Consider the following 13830-nt stretch of genomic DNA (forward strand, 5'->3'; position numbering starts at 1 on the left):
CACGATGCCCGCCCCGAGCACGACCACCCTGCCGGGCCTCACGCCCGTGGCCCCGCCGAGCAGTACCCCGCGCCCGCCGGAGGGCCGCTGCAGATAGTGGGCCCCGATCTGGGGCACGAGCCGGCCCGCGATCTCGCTCATCGGGGTGAGCAGAGGCAGCCGGCCCCGCTCGTCCCGCACGCTCTCCATCGCAAAGGCCACGCATCCCGAGTCCAGCAGGGCCCGCGTGAGCCTCCGGTTCACCGCGAGCGAGAGGAAGGCAAAGATCATGAGCCCCGGCCTGAGATACCCGTACTCCTCCGGCACCGGGCCGTAAACTTTGGCTACCAGCTCGGCCTCGGCGTAGACCTCGGACGCCTCCGCCGCCATCCTGGCCCCGGCCTCCGCGTACTCCTCGTCGGGTATCGCCGCAAGATCCCCCGCGCCGGGCTCGACGAGCACCCGGTGCCCGGCCCGCGAGAGCTCGTTGACGGCGTGCGGCGTAAGCGCCACCCGGCTCTCGCCCGGCGTAAGCTCCTTGACCACCCCGATCCTCAAGCCACGGCCCCCAGAAATCTCACCGTTCTCTCGTACACTCCGCCGGTCATCCTACACCCACGCCGCGCCCACGCAATTCTTAACCGCTTCTCCCGGGCGCTTCTTCGGCACTTCTTCTATACACCTTATACACCTTATACACCTCACCCAAAGACTAACCGGATTGGTGGCCGTGATCTACCCCGAGCGCCCGCAGCATCTCCTTCCGCGCCCCCCGGCAACCGAGCGTGACATCCGCGCGCCCCGTGTCTTCCGCGTTTTCTCTATCTTCACCATCTTTTGCGCCTTCTGGAGTCGGACTCCACGACGGCCCGAAACGCACCCGCACACCGCCTCTCCACAACCGCAGGGCCAGTCCTTGTACCGCGCCGGGCTCGGGAGCGTAGGCCCGGGCCGGGCGCGCCACCCGCGTCCTGAGCGCCGCCTCCCGCACCCCGGCCACCGAGACGACGGTCCGCAGCAGCTCGTCCAGGGCGGCGGACAGATCCTCCTCGTCGAGACCGGCCAGCGTACCCCGCACCATCGTGACCTCCGAATCAGTGGACTCCCGCAGGGACGCCCGGACCTTCGAGTCATCCACGGCGGGTAGCAGTGGGAGCACGGCGACCCGGGTATCCCACCCGGGAGGCCACTCCAGGCTGGCCTCGAACTCGGCAACCCCGGCGTTGCGCGTCTGGATCACACCCGCCGGCTCGTCCTCCAACAACCCCACCACCAGTGGGCCCCGCGCGAGAACGCCGTGCAGCCTGAGCAAGTCGTCCCCCTTCGGCATGCGGTTCGGAAGGCGGGTATCGAGGAGGCTCACCTTACGTTTACCTGAATCTTTACCCGCATCTACCTGCGACGTGCAGGCGTGTAACCCGCTACCCCGCCTCGGTCTCTCTGGATTCTCTGGAGAGGACGGCCCGGGACTCGCGGCAGGCCCCGACGAAGCCCCGGAACAGCGGGTGGGGTGATAGCGGCCGGCTCTTGAACTCCGGGTGGAACTGGCAACCGATGTAGAACGGATGATCCTGGACCTCAGCGATCTCCACGAGCCGGCCGTCGGGCGAGGTCCCCGAGAAGGTCATGCCGGAGCCGGTGAGCCGCTCGCGGTAGAAGTTGTTCAGCTCGTAGCGGTGGCGGTGGCGCTCCTGGACCATCGTCTCGCCGTAGACGCGGGAGGCCAGGGTGCCGGGCGCTATCTGGCACGGATACGCCCCGAGGCGCATCGTGCCGCCGAGCTCCACCCCGACCTGATCCGCCATGATGTCTATCACCGGGTGCTCCGTCTCGGGGTCAAGCTCCGAGGAGTTCGCCCCGGCGAGGCCCGCGACGTGGCGGGCGTACTCGATCACCGCGATCTGCATCCCCAGGCACAGGCCGAGATAGGGAGTGCCACTCTCGCGGGCGTAGCGCGCCGCCTCCACCTTGCCCTCCGTACCCCGGTCCCCGAAGCCCGGCAGCACGAGCACCCCGTCCGCCTCCGAGAGCCGGTCGCGGGCGGCCCGGTAGTCGGTCAGCTCCTCGGAGTCCACCCAGTCCAGCTCGATCTTCGTACCGTGGGCTCCCCCGGCGTGACCCAGGGCCTCCACCACGGAAAGGTAGGCGTCCTGGAGCTTGATGTACTTCCCGATAACCGCGACCCGGACCGTCTCCTCCGCGCCCATGATCCTGTCCACCAGCCCTCGCCAGCTCCTGAGGTCCGCCCCCGGAGCGTCGAGGCCGAGCTTGTCGAGCACCAGATCGTCCAGCCGCGAGTCGTGCAGGGCGAGCGGGATGTCGTACAGGGTCGGGGAGTTCTCGGCCGGTATCACCGAGTCGAGCTCCGTGTCGCCGAAGAGCGCGATCTTCTTCCGCACGTCCTCCTCTATAGGGCGGTCGGCGCGACAGATGAGTACGTCCGGCGAGATACCGATCTCACGCAGCCGCTGGGTGGAGTGCTGGGTCGGCTTGCTCTTCAGCTCCCCGGCGGCCTCGATGTACGGCACGTAGGAGACGTGGACGTAGAGCACGTTCCTGCGCCCAACGTCGTTTCGGAACTGACGGATCGCCTCCAGAAACGGCAGGCTCTCGATGTCGCCGACGGTGCCGCCGATCTCGGTTATGACGATGTCGTTGTCCTGGCCGAGACGGCCTATGCGGTTCTTGATCTCGTTCGTTATGTGCGGGATCACCTGCACCGTCGCCCCGAGGTAATCCCCACGCCGCTCGCGGTTTATGACCTCCGAGTACACGCTGCCGGTCGTGACGTTGGACAGTCGCCCGAGGTTCTCGTCCAGAAAACGCTCGTAATGTCCGAGGTCGAGGTCGGTCTCGGCGCCGTCCTCCGTGACGTACACCTCGCCGTGCTGGTACGGGTTCATGGTGCCGGGGTCCACGTTCAAGTACGGATCGAACTTCTGCAGGACCACCCGGTACCCCCGGCTTTTGAGGAGCATCCCCAGGGCGGCGGCGCTGGTCCCCTTGCCTATAGAGGATACGACCCCGCCGGTGACGAAGATGTACTTCGTCACGTCTCCCGCTCCGTCTCGTCTCGGCTCACCCACTGCTCACCACCGGCCCCGTAGAACCCAAAAACCACGACCTCCGCTAAATCTCCTACCATCCCGATATCTGAACCTACTCGCGAATATATGGCGCTAATACATAATGTATCAGTCGCGGGGAAAGCGTACGGCGGACGGGCCACGGCAGGCCACGAGTCTCCGCCGGACGCCGAAAAACCCCGGCTTCCAGCGGCATGATACGCCCTCGGAGACGAAAATAAAACAGCCTCCCGGGAGGGACTTACGGGAATTCACTTCGTTTTCGCTTCTCGTTTCAGCTCCTCGTTTCAGCTCCAGGGTCAGTCTTCCTCGCCGAGCAGATCGGAGGCGTGGGTCAGGGAGGCGTCGTCCACCCGGCCCGAGAGCATCCGGGCCAGCTCGCGGCGGCGCTCCTCGCCCTGGACGGGCAGGATGCGGGTGATGGTGCGCCCGGCGCTCTCCTCCTTTGCGACGACCACCTGAGAGCCGGCGCCCGATGCGATCTGGGGCAGGTGGGTGATCGTCAGGACCTGATTGCGGCCGCCGAGCCTCTTTAGCTTCTCGCCCACGGCGGTCGCGGTCTCGCCGCCTATTCCGGCGTCCACCTCGTCGAAGACGTAGGTCGCGCCGGGCTCGATGCTCTCCTGGGCCAGCCGGATGGCGAGCATGATGCGCGACAGCTCCCCGCCGGAGGCGTAGCGGCGGACCGGCAGCAGGGGCTCGCCGGGGTTTGGCCGGATGGTGAACTCCACCCGCTCCCGGCCCGAGGGTCCGGGCCCGGTCTCGGCCAGCTCCGCCAGAAAGGTGGTGCCGCCCAGCTTGAGGTCCGCCAGGTTCTCCTGAACCCGCCCGGCAAGCGCCGCGGCCGCCTCCTCGCGCCCGGCCGTGATCCCGGCGGCCAGCGACTCCAGCTTCTGCTCTCCGGAGGAGATCCTGCGCTCCAGCTCCTCGGTCTCCTCTCCGGCATTCTCCAGCCGGGAGAGCCTCTGGCCGGCCTCCTCCAGGTACCCCTCCACGTTTTCGCCGTACTTGCGTTCGAGCTCCCGGAAATCGGCGAGGCGGCCCTCGATCTCGTCCAGCCTGCCGGGGTCGGCCTCCAGCTCGTCCAAATAGGATCGGAGCTCGTACGCCACGTCCTCAAGCTCCGCCCCGATGCCGCCGACCCGCTCCAGGAGCCCGGACAGCCCCTCGTCGTAGCCGCCCGCCCGCTCTAACTCCGAGCGCGCCCGGCCGACGCCCTGCATTGCTCCGCCTTCCTCGCCGGATAGCGCACCGGTTGCGGTCCCGACGGCCTCCAGGAGGTCGGTGACGTTTCGCAGCCGCTCACGCTCACGGGCGAGGGCGGCGGCCTCCTCGGCGGAGTAGCCGGAGTCCTGTATCTCCGAGACCTGGTAGCGGAGAAAGTCCAGCTCCCGGATGCGAGCCTCGGCGCCGGAGGAGATCTCGGCCAGCTCCCGCCGGTCACGCTCGACCTCGCGCCAGAGAGCCGCGTGCTCCTTGAGCGCCTCCCGCGCCCGCTCCGGCAGGAAGTCGTCCAGGATTCTTAGCTGCTCGGCGGGATCGGTGAGCTTGCCTTGCTCGCGCTGGCCGTGATAGGAGACCAGCCGGTCGCCGATGGCCGCGAGCGCCTTTACCGGCACCGAGACCCCGCAGACGTAGCACCGCGAACGCCCCTCCCCGGTAAGGGTGCGGCGCAGGGTCAGCCCCTCGGCGAGATCCCCCTCGTCAAGTTCGTCGTACAGATCGCCGAGCGCCTCCGAGAGCGTGCGGCCGAGGAGATCTTCCGGCAGCACGAACGTACCCTCGACCGTGGCCTTCTCGGAGCCTGCGCGCACCGACTCGGAGCGGGCGCGGCCCCCGAGCAGGAGCTGAAGGGCGGTGGCGAGCAGGGTCTTTCCGGCCCCGGTCTCGCCGGTTATGGCGTTGAGGCCGGGCTCGAACTCCAGCGTGGCCTCCTCTATGAGGGCGACGTTTCGGACGGAGAGCTCAGTAAGCACTAAGGATTCCTCATAAAAGCCTCACGAGATCCTCACAGGAAGGTCCTCCTCACCGCCCGCCACCAGCTCCACTCGTCGGTGCGGCCTATTTTTATGCTCTCCTCGGAGAGACCCACCCTGACGGTGGACCCTGGTTCGAGCTCGTAAGGCTCCCCGCCGTCCAGCGACAGCAGGGCTCCGCGGGTGTTGAGGGTGAGCTCGGTGCGCTGCTCTCCTCCGAGCACCATCGGGCGGCTGACCAGCGAGTGCGGCGCTATGGGGACCAGGGTGTAGCATGGCACGTCGCCGGAGATTATGGGGCCGCCGGCGGAGAGTGCGTACGCGGTGGAGCCGAGGGGCGTAGCGGCTATGAGGCCGTCGCACTGGTAGGAGGCGAGACGTTCCCCGCCGACGGATACCTCGACGGAGGCGATCTGGTGCGGCCGTTTCTTGAGCAGGACCGCGTCGTTGACGGCGAGCCGCCGCTCTCCGCCGCTCTCTATCTCCAGGAGCCGGTACTCCTGCACGTGCAGGGCCCCTTCCAAGACCTGCTCAACGCCAGGCTCTATGTTCTCCGGGCTCATCCCGCTCATAAAGCCGACCGTCCCGAGGTTCACCCCAAGGAGTACCTTCCCGGGGTGGGTTTTCGAGGCCCTGAGCATGGTCCCGTCGCCGCCGAGCACGAAGATCACGTCCGCCGCACCGTCCACGGGACTCTCGGTGTCGTGGGTGTCTTCGGTGTCGTGGGTGTCTTCGGTGTCGTGGGTGTCGTAAGAGACCTCGGCGCTCCCCACCACCTCGACGTCGTGCTTCTCCAGGACGGCCACGAGCCGGCTGGCATATTCCGGGTCCACGTCCGGGTTCTTGACGATGCCGGCTCGGCGCAAGGTGGGATCTTCCGGGCTCCAGCTCACCCCTGGACCGCCTCGGAGATCTCGGAAATCTCGGAGATGCGCTCCGCGGTAAGCGTCCGGCCGGAGCCGCGCAGGAGCCGCAGCGGGTACTCCTGGTTGCCCGAGCGCCGCCCGGTAACGGAGGCCCGGGTGAGGTCCACCGCCCCGAACCCGAGCCGCTCGAACTCCTCGGCCACCCGGGTTATGGCGGCGGCGCGGGCGAGAGGGTCGCGGACCACGCCGCCGCGCCCGACCTGCTCCGGCCCGGCCTCGAACTGGGGCTTTACGAGCAGCACCATCTCCCGCAGGTTCTCGGCGGACCCGGCCACGCCCGCCAGCGCAACCGGCAGCGAGATAAACGAGAGGTCCCCGACGAGCAGGTCAGGCTCGAACGGGAGATCCCGCACAGAGAGGTAACGGATATTGGTCCGTTCGAGCACCTCGACCCGGGGGTCGTTGCGCAGGCTCCAGTCCAGTTGTCCGTAGCCGACGTCGGCCGAGATCACCCGCGAGGCCCCCCGTTGCAACAGAACGTCGGTGAATCCCCCGGTCGAGGCTCCGGCGTCCAGGCAATCACGCCCCCCGACCTCGACGCCGAACTCGTCCAGCGCGCCGGCGAGCTTCTCCCCGGCGCGGGAGACGTACGGGCTCCGCTCTTCGACGGAGATCTCCGCGTCTCCGGTGTGACGGCTACCGGACTTGGTAACCACCTCGCCGCCGACCCGGACCGAACCGGCCAGAATCATGCCCTGCGCCCGGCTGCGGCTCTCGGCCAAACCGCACTCGACGAGCAGATTGTCCAGACGCTCCTTGGAGGTCGCAGCCGTAACTCTTTGTGATCCGTATCGTGTCCCTCGCGTTCCCCGTGATCCGGTTCCGTCCGTAGCCATGCTCCCCCGAGACCTCCGAGACCTAACCCACGCCGTCAATGCCGGCTCTCAAACCCCTGAGACGCCTGAAGCACTTAAGAAGCACTTGAAATACCCAAGACGCAAAGCCTACAACGGCCGGGCCACACTGTCTGCGCTGCACGCCCCGTCTCGCGTCCGCGGGCAGGTCTAGCTGCCCCGGTTGCGGACGAACAGGGCGAGCTCCCGGAGCCCGCCGGTCTTTTCGCCGGTCGGGGCCGGCTCGACCTTTTCTAGGGCCCCGAGGGCGCGGTCCAGGGCGGCGTCGGCCTCGCCCCGGGCGCCGTCCAGGCCGTACACCCCGACGAAGGTCGCCTTCGCCTTCTCGGCGTCGCTCCCGGCGCTCTTTCCAAGCTCGTCGGCGGTCGCCGTCGCGTTCAGGAGGTCGTCCACGATCTGGAAGCAGAGCCCGAGCTCTCCGGCGTAGACGCCTATCGCCTCCAGAGGGCCACCCCTGCCCCCGGCGAGCACCGCACCCATCCGGGCCGAGGCCCGGATGAGCGCCCCGGTCTTGAAGCCGTGGATCAGGGAGAGGGTCTCGGGGTCCGCGCCGGAGCCGGCCCCGGTGCTCTCGACGTCTATTACCTGCCCGCCGACCATGCCCTCGACGCTGGTCGCGGCGGCCAGGGCGTGGGCGGCCTCCAGACGCTGCTCGGGAGTGCCCTCCTGCTCGCCGGTTACGAGCATCATCGCCTCCCCGAAAAAGGCGTCCCCCGAGAGGATGGCGAGGGCCTCGCCGTACTTCTTGTGGGTGGTGGGACGCCCCCGGCGGTAATCGTCGTCGTCCATCGCCGGCAGGTCGTCGTGGATCAGGGAGTACGTGTGTATGAGTTCCACGGCGGCGGCGGCCGGCAGTACCCGCTCCGGGTCGGCCCCGAACACGCGGGCGACCTCCATACACAGCGTCGGCCTTACGCGCTTGCCACCGCCGAGCATCGAGTAGCGCATGGCCTCGACCAGCCGCGAGAGGCGAGGCTCGGCCGAGAAATACAGGCCCTCCAGATAACCCTCGAACGCCGAGCGGTGGGACTCCCACACGGCGTCCCAGGAAGGCTCACTCTCCGGCGGGGCCGGGCGTGAGCGGGGATACGGGCCTCTAGCCATGCCCGATCAACTCTCGGCCCGCCCCGCGCAGCACGCCGCCGACGAACCCCGGCGCCTCTTCACTGGAGAAGCCCTTGGCGAGCTCCACGGCCTCGTTTACGGCGACCTCTTGGGGCACGTCGGGGGCGTTGATCATCTCGTACAGGGCGAGGCGCATTATGGTGCGGTCAACCGAGTTCATGCGGCCTATCTTCCACCCCTCCGCCGCCTCGCCGATGCGCTCGTCGAGATCGAGGCGGTCCCGCTCAACGCCCCGGGCGAGCTCCTCGGCGTACTCCTCGAGGTCGCCTTTATAGTGACGCCAGCGCGCCAGGATGCTATCCAGCCCGACCCCGGTGACGTCGCTCTGATACAGCGTGAGGAAGGCCTGTTTTCTGGCGCGTCTACGGCTCACTCGTGCCTTTCCGTCTCGTCTTCCCTACTTTTCACTGCTCTTCGCCTCTTCACCAATCTCCCCCGCGCGGGACCGGGCCTCTAGACCCGGGTCTGGTACTCGCGATTACGAGTGTCTATGCGCAGCCGGTCGCCGCGCTCCACGAAAAGCGGCACCTGCACCGTAAGGCCGGTCTCCATGGTGGCGGGCTTGCTGCCGCCGGTCGCGGTGTCGCCTTTTACTCCCGGGTCCGTATCCGCTACCTCTAGCTCGACGTGGGGCGGGGCCTGCACGCTGACGACCTCGCCGTCGGCGTAGAGTATGTTCGCGGTCGTATTCGCCGCGATGAAGTCCGCGGTATCTCCTACGACGCCGGCGGGTATGGCGGCCTGCTCGAAGGACTCGGCGTCCATGAAGTGCAGGCTCTCACCGTCCGAGTACAGGAAGGTCGCGGGCCTCGACTCTGTGCGGATGTCTTCGAGCTTCTCGCCGGCCCGGAAGGTCTTGTCCTGGACCGAGCCGGTGTCTATGTTGCGCAGCTTCGTGCGCACGAACGCGGCCCCCTTGCCCGGCTTTACGTGCTGGAACTGCACGATGGTAAACCGCTTGCCGTCTACCTTTATCGTGGTCCCGTTCTTGAACTGATTGGTGGATATCATGGTACTCGTACTCCTAAACGCTTCTAAAACCCGGTAAGACTCGGTATGGCTTGGCATCGTGGCGGACCTGCCGCGCACGGGCCGATATTATCGCACAACCGGGGCCCGGGCTAACGGATATCCACGAACGTCTAGCGTGGCTTGCTGCTCTTTTCGTGGCGGGGCAGACCGTCGTCTATAGAGAGCCAGCTTACGGCCTGCGAGTGCCAGCTATGCACCGTTGGAGCAAGCCTATCGGGCTCGTCGAAGAGGCCGGCGTGCAGGTAGATCTCACCCGGAAGCAGCTCGTCTTCGTAAGAGACGGTGCCGCCACACGTGCCGCAGAAGGCGCGGGTCACGGTCTCCGAGGACTGGTACTTTTTCGGCTCGTCCCCGGTGTACTCGACCTTCTCGGCGTCGTAGCCGACGAGCGCGGAGACCGGCGCGCCGCTGGATATCCGGCAGTCCACACAATGACAGTACACGCACGTTAGCGGCTCGCCGTGCGCCACGAAATGGAAGCTGCCGCAGAGGCATCTTCCGGTCGCCGCGTTCTCCCCGGAGAGGCTCATCGCGGCTCCGGGGCGTGGTCTCTGGAGAGGACGTAGGAGACGGCGGCCCGGTATCCGAAGGCGCCCATGCCGGCTATAACGGCGTCCACGGAGGGTGAGATCACGGACTCCCGCCGCCAGCCCTCGCGGGCGTGGACGTTGGAGAGGTGGACCTCGACCTTTGGCATCTCGACCATCTCCAGCGCGTCGTGCAGGGCGTAGGCGTAGTGGGTCCAGGCTCCGGGATTTATTATGAGGCCGTCGTAGCCCTCCTCTCCATCCGGCGCGGCGGCGTGGATCCAGGCCACCATCTCACCCTCGTGGTCGGTCTGGCGTAAGTCTATCCCGGTCCCCGGGAACGTCTCCTGAAGCTCTGACCGGATGTCGTCCAGGGTGAGACCGCCATAGACCTCCAGGCGCCGGCGGCCGAGCCTACCGAGGTTGACGCCGTTTAGCACCAGTATCCGTCCGCTATATGTACGGGGACTATTCAACCACTTCCTCCACGGCCAATCGAGCCTCCTCTTCGGATACGGGCACGTCCCAGACGGGACGCCCGATCTCTTCCAGCAGCACGAAGCGGTGCCCACCATCTCCCGAGCGGCGCTTCTTGTCCCGGCCCATCGCCCGGAGCACTGCCGCCGGCTCGACACCTTTCGTCCCTAGCGGCAACCCGGCGGCCCCGAGAAGCTCGTCCTGCTCCGCGGCAAGCTCCACGCCGAACCGCTTCTCGGAGAGCCGCGCGGCGGCCCGCATCCCGAGCCCTACGGCCTCGCCGTGGGCCAGAGAGTATGCGGCGGCCGCCTCCAGGCCGTGCCCGATGGTGTGACCGTAGTTGAGGATGGCGCGCCGTCCCGACTCGCGCTCGTCGGCCTCCACCACCCCGGCCTTGAACCGTACGGAGTGCGCCACGAGCGTGAGCAGGGCGCCCCGATCCCCCGCGCGGGCGGGCTCTAGCAGGGACAGGTCCCGGTAGAAGTCTCCCCCCGAGAGCAGGCCCATCTTCAGCACCTCGGCGAGCCCGCACGAGACCTCACGTCCCGACAACGAGCCGAGCATGGCGGTATCGGCGACGACGGCGCGGGGCTGGAGAAAGGCCCCGGCGAGGTTCTTCCCCTCCGGCAGGTCCACCCCGACCTTCCCCCCGACCGAGCTATCCACCATCGCCAGCAGCGAGGTCGGCACCTGCACGAACCCGATGCCCCGCAGGTAGCTCGCCGCCACGAAGCCGCCGAGGTCGCCGATCACGCCTCCCCCCAGGGCGACGAGCACGGAGTTCCGGGAGAGACCGACCCGGGCGAGCCTGCCGAGTACCTCCGCGTAGATTTCGAGGCTCTTCGAGCCCTCTCCGGCGGGAACCTCGACGGTCTCCAAGACGTCCATCCCGGCGGACCGCAGCGAGCGCGCGAGCCCCGCCGCGTACAACGGGCCGACGTTGGAGTCCGTGAGTATGGCCGCCGCGCCGGTTGCTCCGAATGCGGCGTTCCCCGCCGCTGCGCCCACCGCCTCAGCCAAGATCTCCCCCGTCCGGAGGCCGGGGCCGACCAGCACGTCGTACGGGCTCGAACCCCCGACGGGTATTCGATGCCGGTCTACGCCGTCTACCCCTTCAGCCAACGCTCGATCTCCTTCGCCACCTTGCGCGCCGGGCGGTTGCCGACGTGTATCCTCAGCCCGGCGACCTCCCGGTACAACGGCAGGCGCTCCTCGTACCGGCGCTCGAAGTCCGCGAACCCGCCGGCGGCGAGCGGCCTGCCCGGACGGCGGGTTCGCTCGTACAGCGCCTCTATATCCTCGTGCAGAAATACCGTGTCAGCCCGCCGCAGCAACTCGCGGTTGCGAGGCTCCAACACCACGCCCCCGCCACACGCGACCACCCGCCTCTCCGCGCCGTCGAGAGCTGCGGCGAGCGCCTCGTGCTCCACCTCGCGGAAGCGGGCCTCGCCGGACTCGGAGAAGATCTCGGGTATCGAGCGCCCCTCGCGACGGCGTATGTCACGGTCGAGGTCCACCAGGGTCCAGCCGAGGCCGCGGGCCAGCATCCGGCCGACGGTGCTCTTGCCGCTGCCCATGTAACCCACGAGCGCCACTGGCCTCGGGCTCTGTGCAGGCACCCCCGGCCTCTAGGACGGCCCGAAACCAGACGAGCCAGAGGAGCCGGAAGGCGCGGCAGAGCGCACGCCGCCGACCGTGCCCTGCAGGCGCCGCATGTAGGACTCGTAGGAGGAGCGCAGGTCGGTCAGGTTATCCGCGCCGAACTTCTCCAGAAAGGTTTCGGCCAGCACGACCGCGACCATCGCCTCCCCGATCACGGCCGCCGCCGGCACCGCGCAGGAGTCGGCCCGCTCCCTGAAGGCCCTCGAAGGCTCGCCGGTCGAGAGATCCACGGTCTGCAGCGCCTTGGCGATGGTCGAGATGGGCTTCATCGCGACGCAGACCACCACGGGCTCGCCGTTTGTCATGCCACCTTCTAGGCCGCCGAGGCGGTTGCTGGTCCGCGTCAGGCCCGCAACGCCCTCTCCGTTCTCCGACGGTACGATCTCGTCCTGCACCTCGCTGGAGCGGTGGCGGGCCACGTCGAAGCCGTCTCCGAACTCCACGCCTTTCATCGCGTTTATGGACATCACGGCCGCCGCGAGCTTCGCGTCCAGCTTGTCGCGCCAGTCCACGTAGGAGCCAAGACCGGGCGGGCAGCCGCGGGCCACGACCACGAACTCCCCGCCGAGGGCGTCCCGGTCGCGGCGGGCGGCGTCTATCTCCGCCTTCATCTTCTCGGCGGCCTCGGGGTCGGGACAGCGCACGTCGGACTCGTCGGCCGTCGCCGCGCCCGCGACGGCGGTCTGCTTCTCGGTGGCCGCGCCGCCTATGCGGTACACGGCGCTGTGTATCTCGATGCCGAACTCGGAGAGGAGCCTTTTCGCCACGCCTCCGGCCGCGACCCGGGCGGTGGTCTCTCGGGCACTGGAGCGTTCCAGGACGTTGCGGAGGTCGTCGAAGGCGTACTTCTGCATCCCGGCGAGGTCGGCGTGACCGGGCCGGGGCAGGGTAACGGGCTGGTTGTGCTTCCCGTCTTTGCCCTCCTCGACCGGGTCCGGCGTCATCCGGGCCTCCCAGTTGGCGTAGTCCTGATTGCGGATCAACATGGACACCGGCGCGCCCAGGGTCCTGCCGTGCCGGACACCGCCGATGAACTCGATCCCGTCCCGCTCTATCTTCTGGCGGCCGCCGCGCCCGTAACCCTTCTGCCGGCGCGCGAGGTCCCGGTCCACATCCTCCACGGTTAGCGGGAGCCCGGCCGGGACCCCGTGTACCAGCGTTACCTCTGCCGGGCCGTGCGACTCGCCCGCCGTCGAAAAGCTAAACCTCAAATCCGCCCCGTATCCTCTCTAATACCTCTGTCATGGGCCCTGTGAGAGCCGGAAATACGACCCGGACCATCCGGGCCGAAAGATAAATATAACCCAGTCTCTCTCCGAGGACATCCGTTTCCGCCCGTTGCCGGTGGCGTTACTCGTACTACTTGTACGTCCCGCCTCCCGCGTTGCCACCGTTGCGGAAGTCCTCCGGGGGCTGTCCGGCGCCCGAGCGGCCGGAGCCGCCGGAGCCGGGAGGACCCTGCACGCCGGCGGGGCCCCGCTGACCGGCGGAGTCCGGCTGATCCGCCGCGTCCCGGCCACCGTTACCGCCACCGTTTCGTTCCTCCTCACAGAGCAGCCTGTCGAAATCACGCTCGATGTTGCTACAGTCAACCTGTTCCCCGTTCGGAGCCGTGGCCGCACCACCCGCCGCAGTATTCCTATCCTGCGGGGTCTGACTAGCTCCGCCAGCGCCGTCTTCGCCGTTCTGTCCCTGCAAAGAAGTCGAACCCTGGCTTCCGGGAGAGCCTCCATCGGCGCCGAAGCCCGTGCTCTCGCCACCACTTCCGTCTCCGCTCCGAGCACCTGCTTCGTTCCTGCCGGTAGTAGCGTCCGCTTCGGCACCCCCGTCTCCGGTAGTTGACCCGGCGTTGGCGCCATCCGTCTCGGCCTCGGCCACAACCGGGTTGAAGGGGTTTCGCTCTTCGCCGAAAGCGGCGTAGTCGGGATCTCCGTCGGGGATGGTTCCGGAGTCATCCCCGCTCTGTACGGCTCCGCCGGAGTCGTCCCCGGAGGACTGGGCCCGGGCCTCGTGACCGCCTCCGCCGCCGAGGGCCCACGTAGTAGCCAGGCCGAAGAGGAGTAGGGTAGCCGTGAGAGCGGCGAGTAACAGGACACGGCCTTTCTGGCCTCCCTTACGGGGCGGGCCCGGGGTGCGGGTCATGCCTTCGTACAATTTACCGGACATTCACATCCATCTTTACCGCC

15 protein-coding genes are annotated in these 13830 nt (G+C 68.0%); all 15 read right to left on the reverse strand.

Annotation, left to right across the window (positions count from 1 at the left end; genetic code table 11):
- The coding region (locus ABD53_RS13240) for an alanine dehydrogenase (RefSeq protein WP_047866327.1) at positions 1-537 on the reverse strand (537 nt) is incomplete at its 3' end.
- A 154-nt stretch (positions 538-691) separates the two neighbouring features.
- Positions 692-1291, reverse strand: coding sequence for a hypothetical protein (locus ABD53_RS13245; protein ID WP_152670779.1), 600 nt, complete (start codon positions 1289-1291; stop codon positions 692-694).
- 109 nt (positions 1292-1400) lie between these two features.
- Complete coding sequence (locus tag ABD53_RS13250) at positions 1401-3032, reverse strand: CTP synthase (RefSeq protein ID WP_047866298.1); 1632 nt, start codon at positions 3030-3032, stop codon at positions 1401-1403.
- Between the two features lie 332 nt (positions 3033-3364).
- Positions 3365-5041: a DNA repair protein RecN gene (gene recN / locus ABD53_RS13255; protein ID WP_047866299.1), complete on the reverse strand. Its 1677-nt coding sequence runs from the start codon at positions 5039-5041 to the stop codon at positions 3365-3367.
- 32 nt (positions 5042-5073) lie between these two features.
- Complete coding sequence (locus ABD53_RS16150; RefSeq protein WP_160309696.1) at positions 5074-5907, reverse strand: NAD(+)/NADH kinase; 834 nt, start codon at positions 5905-5907, stop codon at positions 5074-5076.
- Positions 5908-5930: 23 nt separating this feature from the next.
- Positions 5931-6716, reverse strand: a complete 786-nt coding sequence (locus tag ABD53_RS13265; RefSeq protein WP_047866329.1) for a TlyA family RNA methyltransferase — start codon at positions 6714-6716, stop codon at positions 5931-5933.
- Positions 6717-6971: 255 nt separating this feature from the next.
- The gene (locus ABD53_RS13270; protein WP_084709667.1) at positions 6972-7925 is read right to left on the reverse strand and encodes a polyprenyl synthetase family protein; all 954 of its coding nucleotides are present in this window, start codon (positions 7923-7925) and stop codon (positions 6972-6974) included.
- Positions 7918-8319: a transcription antitermination factor NusB gene (gene nusB / locus ABD53_RS13275; RefSeq protein WP_047866300.1), complete on the reverse strand. Its 402-nt coding sequence runs from the start codon at positions 8317-8319 to the stop codon at positions 7918-7920. Before nusB ends, ABD53_RS13270 begins: the two co-directional genes overlap by 8 nt.
- Before the next feature lie 80 nt (positions 8320-8399).
- Positions 8400-8957, reverse strand: coding sequence for an elongation factor P (gene efp / locus ABD53_RS13280; protein WP_047866301.1), 558 nt, complete (start codon positions 8955-8957; stop codon positions 8400-8402).
- 131 nt (positions 8958-9088) lie between these two features.
- A complete protein-coding gene (locus tag ABD53_RS13285) occupies positions 9089-9508 on the reverse strand; it encodes a GFA family protein (RefSeq protein WP_047866302.1) in 420 nt (139 codons plus the stop codon).
- Positions 9505-9981: a type II 3-dehydroquinate dehydratase gene (locus ABD53_RS13290; RefSeq protein ID WP_047866303.1), complete on the reverse strand. Its 477-nt coding sequence runs from the start codon at positions 9979-9981 to the stop codon at positions 9505-9507. Before ABD53_RS13290 ends, ABD53_RS13285 begins: the two co-directional genes overlap by 4 nt.
- Positions 9974-11104 (reverse strand): 3-dehydroquinate synthase, encoded by a 1131-nt coding sequence (aroB, locus tag ABD53_RS13295; protein ID WP_053058069.1) that lies wholly within the window; start codon positions 11102-11104, stop codon positions 9974-9976. Before aroB ends, ABD53_RS13290 begins: the two co-directional genes overlap by 8 nt.
- The gene (locus ABD53_RS13300; protein WP_152670780.1) at positions 11089-11601 is read right to left on the reverse strand and encodes a shikimate kinase; all 513 of its coding nucleotides are present in this window, start codon (positions 11599-11601) and stop codon (positions 11089-11091) included. Before ABD53_RS13300 ends, aroB begins: the two co-directional genes overlap by 16 nt.
- Positions 11602-11610: 9 nt before the next feature.
- The gene (gene aroC, locus ABD53_RS13305; protein WP_047866304.1) at positions 11611-12855 is read right to left on the reverse strand and encodes a chorismate synthase; all 1245 of its coding nucleotides are present in this window, start codon (positions 12853-12855) and stop codon (positions 11611-11613) included.
- A gap of 148 nt (positions 12856-13003) precedes the next feature.
- Entirely contained in the window at positions 13004-13810 is an 807-nt protein-coding gene (locus tag ABD53_RS13310) for a hypothetical protein (RefSeq protein WP_152670781.1), read from the reverse strand.
- Positions 13811-13830: the final 20 nt, after the last annotated feature.

Origin of the sequence: Rubrobacter aplysinae (genome assembly GCF_001029505.1) — a bacterium.
GTDB classification, from domain to species: domain Bacteria; phylum Actinomycetota; class Rubrobacteria; order Rubrobacterales; family Rubrobacteraceae; genus Rubrobacter_A; species Rubrobacter_A aplysinae.

Bases quoted from the DNA above. Each gene is read 5' to 3' on its own strand.
- efp (WP_047866301.1), bottom strand. From the start codon at position 8,957: ATGATATCCACCAATCAGTTCAAGAACGGGACCACGATAAAGGTAGAC.
- ABD53_RS13310 (WP_152670781.1), bottom strand. From the start codon at position 13,810: ATGTCCGGTAAATTGTACGAAGGCATGACCCGCACCCCGGGCCCGCCC.
- ABD53_RS13285 (WP_047866302.1), bottom strand. From the start codon at position 9,508: ATGAGCCTCTCCGGGGAGAACGCGGCGACCGGAAGATGCCTCTGCGGC.
- ABD53_RS13270 (WP_084709667.1), bottom strand. From the start codon at position 7,925: ATGGCTAGAGGCCCGTATCCCCGCTCACGCCCGGCCCCGCCGGAGAGT.